The organism is Microbacterium sp. CGR1 (genome assembly GCF_001266755.1).
In the GTDB taxonomy this organism is placed as follows: Bacteria; Actinomycetota; Actinomycetes; order Actinomycetales; family Microbacteriaceae; genus Microbacterium.
In genome coordinates this window covers 2,355,996-2,373,278 of the sequence record NZ_CP012299.1, presented here as the reverse complement: position 1 = coordinate 2,373,278, position 17,283 = coordinate 2,355,996, and the positions used below count along the sequence as shown (strand labels likewise).

Annotated in this window: 13 protein-coding genes; 6 read left to right on the top strand and 7 right to left on the bottom strand. The window is 68.4% G+C overall.

Annotated features, from left to right (window positions below):
* The first annotated feature begins 52 nt into the window (after window positions 1–52).
* Together AKG07_RS11410 and AKG07_RS18075 are read left to right on the top strand one after the other, a co-directional pair.
* Window positions 53–1,684, top strand: coding sequence for a fucose isomerase (locus AKG07_RS11410; RefSeq protein ID WP_053098049.1), 1,632 nt, complete (start codon window positions 53–55; stop codon window positions 1,682–1,684).
* 152 nt (window positions 1,685–1,836) lie between these two features.
* The gene (locus tag AKG07_RS18075) at window positions 1,837–3,045 is read left to right on the top strand and encodes an endo-beta-N-acetylglucosaminidase H (protein WP_233277253.1); all 1,209 of its coding nucleotides are present in this window, start codon (window positions 1,837–1,839) and stop codon (window positions 3,043–3,045) included.
* Window positions 3,046–3,064: 19 nt separating this feature from the next.
* Here AKG07_RS18075 and AKG07_RS11400 read toward each other — a convergent pair whose 3' ends face one another.
* From AKG07_RS11400 to AKG07_RS11385, 4 genes are read right to left on the bottom strand one after another with little or no spacing between them, the layout of a single operon-like run.
* Entirely contained in the window at window positions 3,065–6,379 is a 3,315-nt protein-coding gene (locus AKG07_RS11400) for a GH92 family glycosyl hydrolase (RefSeq protein ID WP_053098048.1), read from the bottom strand.
* Window positions 6,376–7,311, bottom strand: coding sequence for a carbohydrate ABC transporter permease (locus AKG07_RS11395; RefSeq protein WP_201778459.1), 936 nt, complete (start codon window positions 7,309–7,311; stop codon window positions 6,376–6,378). Before AKG07_RS11395 ends, AKG07_RS11400 begins: the two co-directional genes overlap by 4 nt.
* Complete coding sequence (locus AKG07_RS11390) at window positions 7,308–8,195, bottom strand: carbohydrate ABC transporter permease (RefSeq protein WP_053098047.1); 888 nt, start codon at window positions 8,193–8,195, stop codon at window positions 7,308–7,310. The genes AKG07_RS11395 and AKG07_RS11390 overlap by 4 nt, the downstream gene beginning before the upstream one ends.
* Window positions 8,196–8,237: 42 nt before the next feature.
* A complete protein-coding gene (locus AKG07_RS11385) occupies window positions 8,238–9,539 on the bottom strand; it encodes an ABC transporter substrate-binding protein (protein WP_082297914.1) in 1,302 nt (433 codons plus the stop codon).
* Between the two features lie 212 nt (window positions 9,540–9,751).
* Between AKG07_RS11385 and AKG07_RS11380 the strand changes: the two genes are divergently transcribed.
* Window positions 9,752–11,062: a glycoside hydrolase 5 family protein gene (locus AKG07_RS11380; protein WP_053098045.1), complete on the top strand. Its 1,311-nt coding sequence runs from the start codon at window positions 9,752–9,754 to the stop codon at window positions 11,060–11,062.
* A gap of 31 nt (window positions 11,063–11,093) precedes the next feature.
* Here AKG07_RS11380 and AKG07_RS11375 read toward each other — a convergent pair whose 3' ends face one another.
* Complete coding sequence (locus AKG07_RS11375) at window positions 11,094–12,125, bottom strand: LacI family DNA-binding transcriptional regulator (RefSeq protein WP_053098044.1); 1,032 nt, start codon at window positions 12,123–12,125, stop codon at window positions 11,094–11,096.
* 189 nt (window positions 12,126–12,314) lie between these two features.
* Between AKG07_RS11375 and AKG07_RS11370 the strand changes: the two genes are divergently transcribed.
* The 3 genes from AKG07_RS11370 (at window position 12,315) to AKG07_RS18065 (ending at window position 15,939) form a co-directional block, all read left to right on the top strand.
* Complete coding sequence (locus AKG07_RS11370; RefSeq protein WP_053098043.1) at window positions 12,315–15,308, top strand: alpha-mannosidase; 2,994 nt, start codon at window positions 12,315–12,317, stop codon at window positions 15,306–15,308.
* 220 nt (window positions 15,309–15,528) lie between these two features.
* A complete protein-coding gene (locus AKG07_RS18070) occupies window positions 15,529–15,708 on the top strand; it encodes a hypothetical protein (protein WP_233277252.1) in 180 nt (59 codons plus the stop codon).
* A 6-nt stretch (window positions 15,709–15,714) separates the two neighbouring features.
* Window positions 15,715–15,939, top strand: a complete 225-nt coding sequence (locus AKG07_RS18065; protein ID WP_233277251.1) for a hypothetical protein — start codon at window positions 15,715–15,717, stop codon at window positions 15,937–15,939.
* Window positions 15,940–15,961: 22 nt separating this feature from the next.
* Here the strand turns inward: AKG07_RS18065 and AKG07_RS11360 are convergent, their stop codons facing one another.
* The gene (locus AKG07_RS11360) at window positions 15,962–16,618 is read right to left on the bottom strand and encodes a hypothetical protein (protein WP_053098042.1); all 657 of its coding nucleotides are present in this window, start codon (window positions 16,616–16,618) and stop codon (window positions 15,962–15,964) included.
* A complete protein-coding gene (locus tag AKG07_RS11355) occupies window positions 16,615–17,136 on the bottom strand; it encodes a MarR family winged helix-turn-helix transcriptional regulator (protein ID WP_082297913.1) in 522 nt (173 codons plus the stop codon). The genes AKG07_RS11360 and AKG07_RS11355 overlap by 4 nt, the downstream gene beginning before the upstream one ends.
* Between the last annotated feature and the right edge of the window lie 147 nt (window positions 17,137–17,283).

Below are 17,283 nucleotides of genomic sequence, written 5' to 3'. Positions count from 1 at the left end.
ACCGATTTCACGTACAGTTGCAGGACACGTGCGATCAAGGAGGACGCGAGTCATGACCTATACCCTGCCGACGACGGCATCCCGACCGGTGTCCGCGCCGAAGACCGCGTACCTGATCGCCTCCGGCGACCTGCGCGAAGCCGCGAACACGGGCGGCTGGCCCGTGCAGGTCGAACTCGAAGCGGGCGTCACCGGCGTCTTCGAACAGCTCGGCTGGAGCGTCGTCCGAGCCAACGACGTCGATCCCGAGACCGGCCACGGCTTCATCTCGAGCCAGCGCATGGGCCTCGAGGTCTTCAAGAACATCCCGACGGATGCTCCGCTGATCGTCGCCGAGGCCGTGTGGCAGTACTCGCACCACGTGCTCGCAGGACTGCGCACCCACGAGGGGCCGATCCTCACGGTCGCGAACTTCGCCGGGGACTGGCCCGGCCTGGTCGGACTCCTCGGCCTCAACGCCGGCCTCACCAAGATGGGCAAGCCCTATTCCACGATCTGGTCGGTCGACTTCACCGACGACTGGTTCACGAGCGGCATCAGGGAGTGGACGGAGACCGGGTCGATCACCCATGACGCCTCGCATGTGCGTCCTCTGCCCGAGCTGCCGGACAGCCCCGAGAAGCAGCTGGGTGAGGCGCTCGCCGCCGAGCTGCGCGCCGAGAAGGCCATCATCGGCGTCTTCGACGAGGGCTGCATGGGCATGTACAACGCGATCTTCGACGACGAGCTGCTCAACCAGACGGGCATCTACAAGGAGCGCCTCTCGCAGTCCGCGCTGTACGCCGAGATGCTCGAGGTCGGCGAGGATGAGGCGGATGCCGCCTACGACTGGCTGATCGACGCCGGCATGACCTTCCGCTACGGCGAGGATGCCGCCACCGAGCTGACCCGTGAGCAGGTGCAGTGGCAGCTGAAGATGTATATCGCCGCACTCCGCATCGCCGACGATTTCGGGCTCGACGCTGTCGGCATCCAGTACCAGCAGGGCCTGAAGGACCTCGTCCCTGCATCGGACCTCGCCGAGGGCATCCTGAATTCGACCGAGCGCCCTCCCGTCACCTCTCGCGACGGTTCGCGCGTGCTGCACGACGGCCGGGCCTTCCCGCACTTCAACGAGGCTGACGAAGGGGTCGCGGTCGACGCCCTCGTCACCGACCGCGTCTGGCGCGCCATGGGTCTGGTGCCCGACAACACCCTGCACGACGTGCGCTGGGGCGAGGACTTCGACGGAGAGTTCGTCTGGGTCTACGAGATCTCGGGCTCGGTGCCCGCCTCGCATCTCGGCGGATGGCAGAACGCCGAGGGCTGGCGACAGGGTCACGTCTTCTTCCCTGCGGGCGGCGCCACGATCAACGGCGTCTCGAAGCCGGGCGAGATCGTGCTGTCGCGCGTGTTCATCGCCGACGGCATCCTGCAGGCCGACATCTTCCGCGCCTCCGTGGTGGAGCTGCCTGCGGAGGAGACGCAGCGACGCAAGGATGCCACGAACCCGGAGTGGCCGATCGCGCACGTCGTGCTGCACGGCATCTCGCGCGACCAGTTCATGGCCCGCCACAAGGCCAACCACGCGCAGCTCGTCTACGCGCCCGACGCCGAGACGGCCGACAAGGCGCTGATCGCGAAGGCCGCGATGTTCGCGGGCATGGGCATCCAGGTCAATCTCGTCGGAGATGTGACCATCTGAGCGAGGGGTCCAGGCGGTCGAGAAGGGGCGGATGCTGCGGCATCCGCCCCTTCTTCTCTGCCTTCCCGTCACATCACTTAAGCGCTATAGTCGGCGACAGGTCGCGACGGCGCGACCGGATTCGACAACGACGCCGAAGGAGACGATCAGTCATGAGCCAGAACGTCAGGAATCACCGGTTCCGAAAGGGCATCGCCGGTCTCGGAGTGCTCGCCACCGCTGCTGCCGGCATGCTCGCCGGAACCACGGGTGCCGCCGCCGACACGACCGAGCCGGTCGACCCGCAGCTCGCCGTGTACGTCGAGGTGAACTCGAACGATTTAGCCAACGTCGCCGACTACACCCTTGCCGAGTCCGGAGACGCCGCCATCGACATGGCCATGATCTTCGCCGCCAACATCAACTACGACGGCGAGAAGGCGTACCTGCACTTCAACGAGCGGGTCACCGAGACGCTCGACGACGCCGAGACGCAGATCCGTCCGGTGCAGGAGAACGGCACCAAGGTGCTGCTCTCGGTGCTCGGCAACCATCAGGGTGCGGGATTCGCGAACTTCACCTCCTATGCGCAGGCGGATGCGTTCGCCGCGCAGCTCGCCGACGCCGTGACGACCTATGGTCTCGACGGCATCGACTTCGACGACGAGTGGACCGAATACGGGGCGAACGGCACCCCGCAGCCCAACCCGCAGTCGTTCGGATGGCTGGCCACGGCGCTGCGCGACCGTCTCGGACCCGACAAGATCATCAGTCTGTATGCAATCGGTCCGAGCTACACGACGACCGACTTCACGCTGTTCGACGCGGCCGGCGTGCTCGACTACGCCTGGAACCCGTACTACCCGACCTATGACGCGCCCACCGTTCCGGGGCTGGAGGACCGCACCCGACTCGGGGCAGCGGCGATCGACCTCTCGAACACGAGCGCCGCGACGGCGGAGGACTTCGCGACCCGCACGGTCGCCGACGGCTACGGCGTCTATGTCGCCTACAACCTCACCGCGACCGATCAGTCGGCCTATCTCTCGGGCATCACCGAGGCGCTGAAGGGCGAGGCGACGGAGTACCGGGCGGCGCCTCGCGACACCACCTCGCCGACCGTCACGATCAAGGACGGCGCGCGATTCACCAAGTTCGAGACCGACGGCAGCTACCAGCGCGTGAGCTACAAGCTCTTCGACGAAGGCAAGATCGACCGGCTCTCCGTGAACGGGGTCGTCAAGGACCTCGCGGACAACGCGTGGAGCGACCTGAACTTCGTGAAGCCCGGTGTCTTCGGTGCGGTCGTGGGGGAGAACACTCTGCAGGTGGTCGACGTCGCCGGCAACGTCACCGAGCTCTCGTTCGTCCTGTCGAAGTGACGACGCGCGCTCGAGGCCATCACCCGAGGTCGAAGACCTCGATCTGACGGATCGTGACCTCGGCATCCGCTCGCAGGCGGATCGCCGGGGTCACGACGCGCGACACCAGCTCGAACGGGGTCGTGCGATCGGCCGGGAGTTCCGCGTCGTAGGTGGTCGGAGCCGCCGCCCAGCATCCGTCCGCGTCGAGGATCTCCCATCGCAGCCGAGACGACGGGGCGCCGGTGGCCATCGTCACTGTGAGATCGGAGACCGCGCGCGGCTCGGCGAAACGCCATCCTGCCCATTCGCCGGCCGCCAGGACGACGCCGCTCGAACCGCTCGGGTCGCTCCGGTCGCTCGGGTCGCCGTCGTCGAACAGGCGGTCCGCATCGATGACGGATGCGGACGCGATGACGCCTCCTGTGTCTGCCGTGAGATCGCGGCACCAGGGCGCGATCTCATCCGTCATCCGCTCACCCGTCTCGAGAGCATCCGCGGGCTCGGTTCCGAAGACCAGTTCGAGCTCGACGTCCCCGACGAGGGCGTCCCCGGCGAGCGCATCCCCGGCGAGGGCGTCGACGGGAAGTTCGGCCCTGGGCAGGTCGACCCCGTCGAGCCGGGCACGCTGCAGCACGTGCGCTCCCGGCTCGCGGCGATGAGAGCGGATGCGCAGCGAGCGGCCGTCCGCGCGATCGACGCGGATGTCGTCGAAGAGGGGCGAGCCGATCCGCAGCACGCCGGACGCGAGCTCGAGCGGGTAGAGACCGAGCGCGGCCCACAGCCACCAGGCGCTCATCTCGCCGTTGTCCTCGTCGCCGGGGAAGCCCTGTCCGATGTGGGCGCCTGCGAAGAGACGCCCGGCCAGCTCGTGCACGATCGCGCCGGCTCGCCACGGCCGGTCGCTGAACGCGTACATGAAGGGGATGTGATGGGCGGGCTGATTCGAGATCGCGCACATGCCCGAGCGCAGGGCCCGCGCCTCGCGTTGCTCGTGGATGACGGTGCCGTACGCCCCGCCGAACCGCTCGTCGGCGGTCTCCGGCTCGGCGAAGAGCGCGTCGAGGTGCTGTCCGAAGGCCCCACGTCCGCCGTGCAGCGCGGCGAGGCCGGCGCCGTCGTGCACGGCGCCCACCGACATGCCCCAGGCGTTCGTCTCGACGTTGTCGCCTCCCCAGGTGCGCGGGTCGAACTCGGGGGCGTGGTCGCCGTCGGCATCCCTGCCGCGGAGGAACCCGGATTCCGAGTCGAAGAGTGTGCGATACGACCGTGCTCGGTTGGCGAAATAGCGGGCGAACGAACGGTAGCGAGCGGCATCGCGGTCGGAGCCGGGAGCGGCTGCGCGTTCGGCTTCGAGGGCCAGCTGCTCGGCGAACCGGCCCAGCGCCGCGTCGCTCACCGCGTTCTCGACGGTCCAGCTCATGCCCTCCGGCACCTCGGACGAGATGTAGCCGGTGAAGCGTCCGCGTGCGATGCCCTTGCGGCCGCGCCGCGCATCGGGCCCGGGTTCGCAGGCGTTGCGCCATCCGCTCTCGAACGCCTCCGCCCGGTCGAACGCCACGCCCCACCGGGCGGCATCGGCGAAGATCTGGTCGCTGGAGGTGCCGACCATGCTGTCGACATATCCGGGCGCGCTCCACCGCGCCATCCACCCTCCGCGACGGTACTGCTCGAGCTGGCCGTCGAGCAGTCTGCCGGTCAGCGAGGGATCGAGCAGCGCGAGCGCCGGCCACTCGGTGCGATAGGTGTCCCAATAGCCGTTGTTCACGATGAGCTCGCCGTCGACGATCGGCGCGCTCGTCTCACTCTCCCCGAACGGCGCGCGTGGGGCGAACACGTCGGCGAAGCGATGCCGCGGCGCCTCTGCAGTGCCGGCATTCTCGGCGGCGGAGTTCGGATACAGATGCATCCGATGCAATGCGGCGGCTATCCGGTTTCGATTCTCCTCGTCGGCCAATCGGCGATACGGGGTCTCGGATGCGTCGAGCGGCGGGATCGTCACGCGGCCCAGCACCCGGTTCCAGGAGGCTGCGGCTTCCGCTCGCAACTCGTCATATGCGATGCCCAGAGGACACTCGATCTCGAGACTGCGCCTGGCCTGCTCCACCGACAGGAACGACACGGCCACGCGCACCTCGAGCGACCCGTCGCCGGCGACGTAGCCCGCGACCCGCGCCCGTCCGTCGTCGTCGAGGGCGCCGTGCAGACTCGTCGCAGGGTCGCCCTCGCCATGCAGCACGGCGCCCGCGAAGTAGCAGCGGGGGGAGTTGCCCCAGTCCTCGGATCCCTCGGGCGTCCACCCCTCGAAGCCACCGCCGTCGGTCCAGTGCAGTTCGCCGTCATCGGTGGGCTGATCGATCACGAAGCCGACGACGGCGTCAGTGTCTGCGCCATGCACGCGGAAGGCGGCGGTGTGCGACGTCGCGGTCATCTCCACGCGCAGACCATCACCGAGATCGGCGGCGTACTCGTGGGGGCGTGCTCGCTCGGTGCCCGGGGCGATCCACCGGCGGCGCGCGGCGCGCTCGGAGGCCGGATGCCCGTCGAACGGCATGAGCTGGAGCACCGAGCGGTCGCCGATCCACGGACTCGGCTGGTGCGAGAACTGCAGGGCCTCGAGGCGTCGCCCGGGTGGATCGTCGTGGATGCTCGGCCGATACGGCCAGCGCGTGTCCGAGGCATCGGTCGCCGCGGTGACGAAGGTGAAGCCGTGCGGCACGGCGACGGCGGGGATGGTGTTGCCACGCGAGAAGCGCGGGCCCGAGTGGCTGCCGCGACGAGTGTCCACTCGCTCGACCGGTGGCGGGTCGGCGACGGCATCCTGCTGCTCGACCTGCTCCTCGACCATGACCTGCACGAATCCCGTGACGAGCGGGGGCAGTCCGCTCATCCCCGCCAGGGATCCGCTGCCGAGCACCAGCTCGACGGTGACGGAGGTGTCCGGGGCCGAGCCGGGGAGCATCGGCGCCAGCGACACGGTGTCGGCGTTCCACTGCTCGGGCATGCTCCAGCGCGCCGCGAACTGGGCATCGGCGGTCATGGCGAAGTCGTACCGGTCACGCACGGCGGCTGTCTCGCCGAGCCGCGCGCCGCCGTCCCCGCGGACATCGACGGTCACCGCGAGGGCGGCATGCGGAGCCAGGGTCGCCGCATCGCCGTCTGCGTAGAACGCCCAGTGCAGCAGAGTGTCGGGGCTGATCGCGACGTCCGCGAGTCCGGGAACATCGATCCGCTGTTCGCCCGCTGACGGATCGAACGAGTAGGCGAACACGTCACCGCGGAACACGCCGGAGTGAGGCCGGGACGACGGAGGATCGGCGGGTCCGTCGGCGGGCGTGAGCTGGGCGTCGCTCACCCCTTGACCGCGCCCTCCTGCACGCCCTTGAAGAAGAACCGCTGCGTGAACGAGAACATGATGACGATCGGCACGAGGGCGATCATGGTGCCCGCCGCGATCAGGCGCGGGTCGACCGAGAAGCTGCTGTTGAGGTAGGCCATGCCGACGGTGAGCGTGTACTTCGACGGATCGGAGAGCACGATGAGGGGCCAGAGGTAGTCGTCCCAGGCGCCGATGAAGGCGAAGACCGCGACCACCGAGACCATGCCGCGGATGTTGGGCCACACGATGTGACGGATGCGCTGCCAGGTCGTCGCTCCGTCGACCGTCGCGGCGTCCAGCACGTCCTTCGGGATCATGCGGCAGGCGGTGGCGACGAGCAGCACGTTCATCGCGCTGATGGCGCCGGGTAGGAACACGCCCCACAGGGTGTCGGCGAGGCCGAGCGAGCGGATGGTGAGGAAGTTGCTCGTCACCGTGACCTCGCCGGGGAAGAGCAGGGTCGAGAGCAGGATGGCCATGACGATCCACTTGCCGCGGAACCGCATGCATCCGAGGGCGTAGCCGGCGAAGGTCGCGAGCACCACGTTGCTGACGACGGTGCCCACCGAGACGAGCAGCGAGTGCCAGGCGTAGAGGTACACCGGCACGATCTCGGCGACCGTGGCGTAGTTCTGCAGCGTCGGCTCGCGGGGGATCAGGTTGGGCGGGAACGAGTAGATGTTCTCCTGCGGACCCTTGAACGACGTCGAGAGCTGCCAGAGGAACGGGCCTATGACGAGCACCAGCACGAGCAGCAGCAACGCATAGCGGCCGATGAGCCCGCCGAGCGTCGGCTTGCTGAAGTCGCCGGAACCGCGGCGGCGGAAGATGGGTTCGCGCGTGGTCGCAGCCGGCTGATCGTCAGGGCGACGGTCGTCGTCGATGCGGGGCGGAGTGAGGGTGCTCATGCGGAGACCTTCGCCTTCTTCTCGCGATTCATGAAGGCGATCGCGGCCAGCGGGATGAGGGTGAGGAGGAACAGTGCGACGCTGATCGCCGAGGCGTAGCCGATGTTGCCGTTCAGGCCGGAGCCGACCTGGCGGATCAGCATGACCAGCGACATGTCGTATCCGCCGGGACCTCCCGTGCTCTTGGAGAGCACGTCGAGCTCGGCGAACACTCTCATCGCCGAGACGGCGATGAGCACCGCGATGAGGAGCATCGCTCCGCGCACCGACGGGATCGTCACCGACAGGAAGCGACGGAACGAGCCGGCGCCGTCGAGCATGGCCGCCTCGTGCAGCTCCTTGCCGACATTGCCGAGCGCGGCGAGGTACACGACCATGTAGTAGCCGAGACCCTTCCACACCGTGAGCAGGATCGCGCAGCCGAGCAGCAGCCACCGGTCGACGAGGAACGCCATGGGCTTGTCGACGAGGCCGAGGAACTCGAGCGTCTGGTTGATGATGCCGCGGCTGTCGAACAGCCAGGTCCAGATCAGGGCGACGACGACGACCGATGCGATGACGGGGAAGTAGAAGGTGGTGCGGAAGAACGCGATGCCAGGCAGCTTCTTCTGCACGAGCAGGGCGAGCAGCAGGGGAAGGATCGTGAGCAACGGCACGCAGACGACCACGTAGATGATGCACGTGGTGAGGGCGTTCCAGAACATCTCGTCGCCGAACATCCGCTCGTAGTTCGCGGCGCCGACGAACTCGGGAGTCCGCAGAGGACGTGCGTTCGTGAAGCTCAGGAAGACGGTGTTGAGGAACGGCCAGAGCGCGAACACCAGCACCCAGACGACGGCGGGGCCGAGGAGCAGCCAGGGTGTGAACCACCGGTGCGATCGCATGGTCGTCCTCCGGCTCCGGATGCTGGTGTGCGCGCTCATGGCTTACTGGTCCACGCGGTTCGCGTTGGCGTACTCGACGATCTTGTCGAGCTGCTCCTGCGCGTCGGCCTCGCCGTTGACGGCGAGCGCGATCTGCTGGGTCATGTACGTCGCCATGTCGGAGGTCCACTGGAACGGGATCGCCTTGGCGTCTTCCATGGCTGTGAACACGGTGTCGATCGCGGAGAGCTGCTTCTCGTCGGTGATCGACGAGGAGATGTTCTCGACGACGGCGTCGCCGCCCGCGGAGGTGCCGGGAGCGGTGCCGACCGCGAGCGATGAGAACGCGACCTGGTTCTCCTCGTTCGTCGCGAACTCGGCGAACGCGAGGGCGGCCTCCTTGTTGTCGGAGTCGGCCGAGACGTTCAGTCCCTGCACGTAGAGCGGCGGGATGCCCAGTCGCTGCGTGGCGACCGTGTTCTCGAGCAGCGCGGGCGCGTCCTTCGCGAGGTCGGTCGTGAAACCAGTGCCACCGGTCGTGAAGGCCACCTTCTCCTGGATGTACGCCTCGGCGTTTCCGCCGTAGTCGCCGGTCAGCGCCTCGGCCGGCATGGCTCCGGCCGCGTACGCGTCGGCGTACTTCTCGATGATGGCCGCGGCCTCGTCGGTGTTGAAGTCGAACTCGCCGTCGTCGTTGATGACCTCCATGCCGGCCGACGTGAACGTGTCGAGTGCCGGGATCGATGACAGCAGCTGGACCTTGCCGCCGGACTCGGTCGCGACGTCCTTCGCGAGGGTGAGCAGCTCGTCGACCGTCGTCGGGAGGTTCTCCTCGGTGACGCCGTAGGGGGCGAGCTGAGCGAGGTTCCACCATGATGCGTCGCTGGACAGGTACCAGGGCAGACCGTACGTGCCGTCGACACCCGGGTACTGGCTGTAGGCGTCCCATGCGCCGGTGTTGTATGCCGACTTCAGGTCGGGGTCGGCCGTCTCGAGGTCGACGAGCTTGCCGGCGGCGACGAGCGGGTAGGCGATGTCCGGCGGCAGGTTCAGCACGTCGGGCAGCGTGTCGGCGTTCGCCTGGCTCAGGATCTTCTCCTGGTAGCCGTCGCCCGGCTGGTCGAGCCACTCGACCGTGACCTCCGGGTGCTCCTTCTCGAACGCGTCGATCAGGTCTTCGAAGTAGGGCGTGAACTTCTCGTTCTTCAGCGACCAGGTCTGGAACTGGATCGTCCCGCTCAGCTCGCCGGAGGTGTCGATCGGTCCGTCGGCACCGGATGTGGCACCGCCTCCGGTGCAGCCGGCGAGCGCCATGGCGCCGATCGTGAATGTTGCCAGAGCGACAATGCGTGCGGGAACTTTCATCGTGCTTCTTCCTCGAGGCGGGCGATTGGCGGTGTCCGTCGAGCGGACTACAACGCTTTAGCAGATGAAACCATCCGATCCCGTCGCTGTCAAGGTCTCGGGACTGCGTGCATCGGCGGGCCGCGGTATTCCGGGTAGCGGTCCATTGCTCAAGCGTTATAGTGGTGCGACCACGTCCTCGTCGGAGGGCTCTGTCGGAAAGGTCCGAACACATGACGCAGCGCCGCGCTCTCGATGCTCGCCTGAGATTCGGGGCGAACTACACGCCGTCGAAGGACTGGATGCACTCCTGGCTCGACTTCACCCCCGACGATGTGCGCAGGGACTTCGCGGCGCTCGCCGAGCTCGGTCTCGATCACGTCCGGGTCTTCCCGTTGTGGACGGTGCTGCAGCCGAACCGTACTCTGATCCGCCCGAAGGCGATCGACGACGTCCGCTCGATGGTCGACATCGGCGCCGAGTTCGGGCTCGACGTCAGCGTCGACGTGATCCAGGGGCACCTGTCGAGCTTCGACTTCGTCCCGTCATGGTTGTACACCTGGCACGACCGCAACATGTTCACCGATCCGAAGGCGCTCAGCGGGCAGGTCGACCTCGTTCAGACGCTGGCCGGTGCGCTGCGCGATGCGCCGAACTTCCTCGGCCTGACGCTGGGCAACGAGACGAACCAGTTCTCGGCGCACACGCACCCGTCCCCGTGGCCCGTGACGATCGACGAGGCAGGGCACTGGATCGAGTCGCTGCTCTCCGCGGCCGAGGGCGCGGCCCCCGGCCTCTCGCACGTGCACAGCGAGTACGACGCGGTCTGGTACATGGACGGGCACGGCTTCACGCCCGCGCACGCGTCTCGGCTGGGCGAGATGACCACCATCCACTCCTGGATCTTCAACGGCACGGCTCAGCGCTACGGCGGCCGTTCGGTCGCCTCCGACCGCCACGCCGAGTACCTCATCGAGCTCTCGCGCGCCTTCGCGACGGATCGGGATCGACCGGTCTGGCTGCAGGAGGTCGGCGCTCCGTCGAACTGCCTCGACGAGCGCGAGATGCCCGGATTCCTCGAGGCGACCCTGCGATCCGCGGTGCGCACCGAGAACCTCTGGGGCGTGACCTGGTGGTGCTCGCACGATGTGAGCCGGGAGCTCGGCGACTTCCCCGAACTGGAGTACTCGCTGGGCCTGGTCGATCAGAGCGGTGCGGCCAAGCCGATCGGCCGCCGGTTCGCCGAGCTGATCCCCGAACTGCGCGAACGGGCGGCCACGCCGGAGCGGGAGACGGCCATCGTCGTCGACGTCGACGAGCGCGAGGTGCCGGTGAGCCGGGCGGCGCTGAGCCCCGGCGGTGCTGTGTTCCAGGCGTGGGTGGATGCCTGCGAGCGCGGGCTCGACCCCGCCTTCGTGACGTCTCAGACCGTGCGCGACGACGCGGCGCTCGCCGCGCGCGGCATCCGTCACCTCATCCGTCCTGATCTGTCGACGAGCGGTGTCGACCCCTACGGCTCCGTCAACACCGTCGTCAGCGGCTGAGCGCGACGGCGTAGCGGCCGAAGGGCCTCCGTCAGGACGCGGCCGTCGGCGGGGCGGTGCTCTCGCGGGCGGTGAGCGTCGGCGTCGGACCCTGCGCGCTCGGGAGGTTGGTTCCGGCGACGATCTGCTGCAGCAGCAGTGTCGCGGCCTGCTCGCCGAGCTCGAACGTGTCGCGGGTCATCGCGGTGATCGACGGATTGATCAGGCCGGCGATGACGGAGTCGTCGAAGGAGGCGATCGACACGTCGCGGGGCACCGCACGGCCCATCTCCTGAGCGACGCGGAGGCCGGCGACGGCCATCACGTCGTTGTCGTACACGATCGCCGTCGGGCGGGGCCTCGCGGAGAGCAGCGATCGCGTGACCGCGGATGCGCGTGCGGGGGAGAAGTCCGTCGTGATCACTTCGCTCGAGACGCCGTCCGCAGCCATGCGATCGAGCACCTCGGCACGCAGCCGGGTGTGCTCGAGCTCGGCGGGACCCGCGACGTAGGCGATGCGGGTGTGTCCGAGCGCGGCGAGGTACGAGAAGAGGGTCTCGGCCACCTCGTCGTCGGCGATCCAGACGCTCGGCACCGCTCCGTCGGGTGAGGGCTTGGAGCCGATCAACACGGCGCGGGCGTCGAGGGCTGCGATCCGGTCGCTGCGCGGGTCGTCGTCGCGGGGGTCGATGAGGATGATGCCGTCGACCTGGTTCGACGAGCGCCACTGCCGATGCACCTCCATCTCCTCGGCGATGTCGGTGACCAGCCGCAGCTGCAGGCTGACCTTGCTCTCCGACAGTCGGGATTCGATGCCCGCGATGAGGTCGGTGAAGAAAGCCTCGGAGCCCAGCGAACGGGCGGGGCGTGCGAGCGCGAAGCCGACCGTGTTGGCGCGGGCTCCCACGAGGGCGCGTGCCGCCGAGCTCGGCTGCCAGTGGTTCTCCTCGACGATCGCGAGGATCCGCTGGCGCGTCTCGTCGCTCACCCCCGGGCGTCCGTTGAGCGCGAACGAGACTGCTCCGGGCGAGACTCCGGCCATGCGCGCGATGTCCGCGATGGTGACGCGTTTGGCCGAGGTCATGGGCCTCACACTACTTGATCGGTTTAGCCGCTCGGTAGCCGCACGACAGGGGTCTGACACGCTCGGTGCGAGATTCACTAGATCGCTTTAGTAAATCCGATAGCATTGTCGGCACCTGCCCGAGAATCGGGCTCCAGTCGCGCACAACGCCTATGCACCACTCACCGTCGAGCCCGGAGAACCAGATACATGCATGACGACACCTCCCTCACCGTCGGCCGCGTCAAGAGGGTGCTCGACGAGCGCATCCGCCCGGCCGTCCACTCGGCCGCCGTCCCCCTCACCGTCGAGGTCAACCAGATCCCCGGCGAGCCGATCAGTCCCGCCGACGGGCTCGCACTGGACTTCGCCCCGGCATCCGTGCCGAGCATGTGGGGCCCTGCCTGGTCGACGACCTGGTTCAAGATCACCGGCGCAGTGCCCGCCGACTGGGCGGGCCGTCGGGTCGAGGCCGTCATCGACCTCGGGTTCGACATCAACATGCCCGGCTTCCAGTGCGAGGCGCTCGTCTACCGGCCGGACGGAACACCGGTGAAGAGCATCAACCCACGCAATCAGTGGCTGCCGATCACCGAGACCGCGCAGGGCGACGAGCCGGTCGAGCTCTACCTCGAGGCGGCCGCCAACCCGGTTCTGCTCGACTACCACCCCTTCCTGCCGACGCAGGAGGGCGACATCCGCACGTCCTCCCGCGAACCGCTCTATCGCACCCGCCGCATCGACCTCGCCGTCTTCGAGCAGGAGGTGTTCGAGCTGTCCCTCGACCTCGAGGTCCTGTTCGAGCTCCAGGCCGAGCTGCCGGCGACCTCGCCGCGACGGATGCAGATCCTGCAGGCGATGGACGATGCCCTCGACGTGCTCGACCTGCAGCACATCGTCGAGACCGCTGCCGATGCCCGAGCTCGACTGGCGCCCGCGCTCGCGGCGCCCGCCGAGGCCAGCGCCCACCGCATCTCGGCGATCGGACATGCGCACATCGACTCGGCCTGGCTGTGGCCGGTGCGCGAGACGATCCGCAAGGTCGCCCGCACCACGTCGTCGATGGCGACGTTGATCGACGAGCAGCCCGACTTCCTCTACGGGATGTCGAGCGCGCAGCAGTACGCATGGCTCAAGGAGCACCGGCCCGAGGTCTACTCCCGGGTCAAGGCCGCGGTCGCGGACGGGCGATTCCTGCCGCTCGGCGGCATGTGGGTCGAATCCGACACCGTGATGCCGTCCGGCGAGTCGCTCGTGCGCCAGTTCTCGTTCGGTCAGCGGTTCTTCGAACGCGAGTTCGGCATCCGCTCGAAGGGCGTCTGGCTGCCGGACAGCTTCGGATACTCGCCCGCGCTGCCGCAGCTCATGCGCCGGGCCGGGTTCGAGTGGTTCTTCACGCAGAAGATCTCGTGGAATCAGCAGAACGTGTTCCCGCACCACAGCTTCCTCTGGGAGGGCATCGACGGCTCGCAGGTGTTCACGCACTTCCCGTCGATGGACACGTACAACTCGCAGCTGAGCGGCATGGAAGTCGCCAAGGCATCTCGTCAGTTCAAGGAGAACCGCGTGACGTCGCGGTCGATCGCACCGGTGGGCTGGGGCGACGGGGGCGGTGGCACCACGCGCGAGATGACCGGCAAGGCGAAGCGCCTCGAGAACCTCGAAGGCAGCGCGCGGGTCGTCTGGGAGCACCCGGACACCTTCTTCGAGGCGGCCAGGGCCGAGCTGCCGAACCCGGCCGTGTGGGTCGGCGAGCTCTATCTCGAACTCCACCGCGGAACGCTCACCAGCCAGCACGCCACCAAGGCGCTGCACCGGTGGTGCGAGCACGCACTCGTGGAGGCGGAGCTGTGGGCGGCGACGGATGCCGTGCGCACCGGCGCCGCATATCCCCAGGCCGAATTCGACCGCCTGTGGGAGACGGTGCTGCTGCACGAGTTCCACGACATCCTGCCCGGCACCTCGATCGCCTGGGTGCATCGTGAGGCCGTCGAGGTCCTCTCGCGCGTGCTCGCCGATGCGCAGGCGCTCGCCGACGCCGCGCGCCGCTCCCTCGCCGGAGAAGGCGAGCGCGAGCTGCGGTTCGTGCCGACCTCGGTCGGCGGCGGTCGTGCCCTCGGCGCCGGCTTCGTCGAGGCGCCGGCCCCGGCATCCGTCCTGCTCGCAGGAGAAGACGGCGGCTGGCGGCTCGAGAACGAGCTGGTCTCCGTGCTGATCTCCGCCGAGGGACTCATCGTCTCGGCGGTGGACAAGGCGTCGGGCCGAGAGGCGGTGGCCGAGGGGCGGGCGGCGAACCTGTTCCAGCTGCACCAGGACTTCCCGAACATGTGGGACGCCTGGGACATCGATCGCTACTACCGCAACAGCGTCGACGACCTCACCGCGGTCGCATCGATCTCGGCATCCGTCGTCGACGGGGTCGCGACCGTCATCGTGACCCGGGCGTTCTCGGAGTCGACGATCGAGCAGACCATCACGCTCGCCCCGGGCGAGCGCACCGTGCTGTTGCGCAACGACGTGGACTGGCACGAGACCGAGAAGCTGCTCAAGCTCGCCTTCCCTCTCGACATCCAGGCCACGCACACCGAGGCCGAGACGCAGTTCGGCTACCAGTCGCGGGTGACGCACACGAACACCAGCTGGGAGGCTGCGAAGTTCGAGACCTCGATGCACCGTTTCGTGCTGGTGCGCGAGCAGGACTTCGGTGTGGCGCTCGTCAATGACTCGATCTACGGGTACGACACCTCGCGTGAGGTCTCGGACGACGCGGTCGCGACCACCGTGCGGCTCTCGCTGCTGCGCGCACCGCGGTTCCCCGATCCCGACACCGATCACGGGCACCACGAGATCACGATCGGCTTCGTGATCGGAGCGGATGCGGCGATCGCGACGACCGAGGGCATCCGACTCAACACCGCGCCGACGGTCGTGCACGGCGAGCGCGAAGTCGCGCCTCTCGTGTCCGTCGACGGCGACGGCATCGTGGTGTCGGGCGTGAAGCTCGCGGATGACGGCTCCGGCGACGTCATCGTCCGTCTCTATGAGGCGCTCGGTCGCCGCGCCGTCGGTTCGCTGGTCGCCGACTTCGAGCACAGGGAGATCCGTGAGGTCTCGCTGATCGAGGATGCGATCGACGACCCGCGCGTCGGCGGAGAGCTGCGCCTGCGGCCGTTCGAGGTGCGGACGCTGCGCATCGCGCGCTGAGGCAGTCGGGAGGATGTCCTTCGACCGGCGTCCTCCGCGGAAGAACCCATGGCGGGCGGGGATCCCCGAGCAGACCACCGGTGGTGTGAAACGAGACGCCTCGAGTCGCGCCCAGGGTGCGCGTCGACAGGCGAAGCGCGACTCGCGCTGAACGCCACCCGAGGGGCGGCGAGCGGATGCGGCCATTGTGGCGGCCGCCTCACGGGAGGACGATGGGCGGATGGCGACCGTCGATGATGTCCGTGAGATCGCTCTCGCGCTCCCCGGTGTGACCGAGCGTGTGGGCGGACACACCGGCGAGCCCTCCTGGCGCCTGGCGAGCGGTCAGATCGCCTGGGTGCGTGGGCCGAGCAAGGTCGATCTGCGGCAGCTCGCCGACCTCGGGCTCGAATGGCCGTAGGGGCCCGTGCTGGGCGTGCGAGTCGGCAGCCTCGATGAGAAGGCGGCATTGCTCGCCGCAGAGCCCGAAGGGCTGTTCTCCATTCCGCACTTCGACGGGTACCCCGGTGTGCTGGTGCAGCTCGATGCGGTCGAGCGCGACCGGCTGGCGGAGATCATCGCGGACGCCTGGCTGGTGCGGGCTCCGGTGCTCGTCGCGAAGCAGTGGCTCGCGGACCGCGGGTTGGACTGACCACGCCGCGATCAGGCCTCGTTCAGGCCGCGACGAGGAACGGGCGGGCGGCGTCGAGGAACGCGCGCGGGTCGTCGGCCCACAGGCGGATGCGGTCGACCTGATGAGTCCCGCCCTTCGGCGCGAGGCCCGGGAGCCGGATCGCGACGGGGCGTTCGAGTTCGATCTCGATGTTGGTCTCGTCCTGCATCCGCTCGGCGTACTCCGAACCGATGACCCGCGGCTGCTTGGGCTCATCGACGCGACGACTGATCGCGATCGACGCGATGTCGGCCCAGCCGATCGGCACGTCCAGCTCGAGTCCGCTGCGCACCCGGACGCCGTCGGGCCCCACGGCGTGCGGGCGCATGAGCATCGCGCACAGCAGACCGACCATCCAGGTGACGCCCCAGATCCCGAGCACCAGCAGAGTGATCCGCACGACGGGCCACTGATGCACGATCAGGTCGAGGATCGGGATCTCGACAGCGGAGAGGCCGATGAAGATGATCAGCACGGTGAGCACGGGACGGTGATAGCCGATCCCCGTGCCGCCCTTCGGGACTGCGGGACGACGGGCGATCGCACGCGCGATGCTCGAGTAGACGCGAAGCTCGGCGACCCATGCGCGATGGAGGAAGGTGAGGATGCGCGCGATCGGGGTCGGGCTCGGAGCGGTCGTCTGCAGATGCTCGGTCATGGCGTGCCCTCCGGTGTGGGTGCGGGGGCCGGTGCCGGGGTCGGTGTCGGCACCGGTGCGGGTGCGGGTGCGGGGGCGTGCGCGCTCGCCGCGGAGGTGACGAGGTTCTCGAGATGCGCGGCGACGGCTGTCAGGCCACGCTCGACCGCGGCGCGGTCGTCGGGGGCGATCGCGTTCAGCAGCGTCTCATTGAGCTGCGCGTGCTCCTCCTGCATCTGCGACATGGTCTCGAGGGCGGTCGAGGTGAGCTCGACCAGCACGGCGCGGCGGTCGGAGGGATGGGGGGTGCGACGGACGTGACCTGAGCCCTCAAGTGCGTCCACGAGAGCGGTGATGTTGCGAGGTGTCACCCCGCAGAGGGTGGCAAGGGTCTGCTGCGTCGACGGACCGGTGTGCTGCAGGACCCACAGGAGGTGCACACGGGTCGGTGTGAGATCCGTGCCGGCGAACGCGCGGGCCATGTCCTTCTGGAACAGGTCGGCGATCTGAAGGAGGCGGTCGACGAAGAGGGGTTCCATGTGGTTACCCTATTACATTGTTACCTCTGTTCACAATAGGCGTCGCCTGATGGCGTGCACCCTGCGCTGTGCCATTCTGGGAGATCAGAATACGGATCTGATCTGGGGTAATTCGAGGTGGTTTCGGGTCTCGAATGTCGGTGGCCC

Excerpts from the sequence above, each read along its gene's own strand:
- AKG07_RS11380 (WP_053098045.1), top strand. The coding sequence starts at position 9,752 with ATGACGCAGCGCCGCGCTCTCGATGCTCGCCTGAGATTCGGGGCGAAC.
- AKG07_RS11385 (WP_082297914.1), bottom strand. The coding sequence starts at position 9,539 with ATGAAAGTTCCCGCACGCATTGTCGCTCTGGCAACATTCACGATCGGC.
- AKG07_RS11410 (WP_053098049.1), top strand. The coding sequence starts at position 53 with ATGACCTATACCCTGCCGACGACGGCATCCCGACCGGTGTCCGCGCCG.
- AKG07_RS11395 (WP_201778459.1), bottom strand. The coding sequence starts at position 7,311 with ATGAGCACCCTCACTCCGCCCCGCATCGACGACGACCGTCGCCCTGAC.
- AKG07_RS11360 (WP_053098042.1), bottom strand. The coding sequence starts at position 16,618 with ATGACCGAGCATCTGCAGACGACCGCTCCGAGCCCGACCCCGATCGCG.
- AKG07_RS18075 (WP_233277253.1), top strand. The coding sequence starts at position 1,837 with ATGAGCCAGAACGTCAGGAATCACCGGTTCCGAAAGGGCATCGCCGGT.
- AKG07_RS18070 (WP_233277252.1), top strand. The coding sequence starts at position 15,529 with ATGGCGACCGTCGATGATGTCCGTGAGATCGCTCTCGCGCTCCCCGGT.
- AKG07_RS11375 (WP_053098044.1), bottom strand. The coding sequence starts at position 12,125 with ATGACCTCGGCCAAACGCGTCACCATCGCGGACATCGCGCGCATGGCC.
- AKG07_RS11370 (WP_053098043.1), top strand. The coding sequence starts at position 12,315 with ATGCATGACGACACCTCCCTCACCGTCGGCCGCGTCAAGAGGGTGCTC.
- AKG07_RS11390 (WP_053098047.1), bottom strand. The coding sequence starts at position 8,195 with ATGCGATCGCACCGGTGGTTCACACCCTGGCTGCTCCTCGGCCCCGCC.
- AKG07_RS11355 (WP_082297913.1), bottom strand. The coding sequence starts at position 17,136 with ATGGAACCCCTCTTCGTCGACCGCCTCCTTCAGATCGCCGACCTGTTC.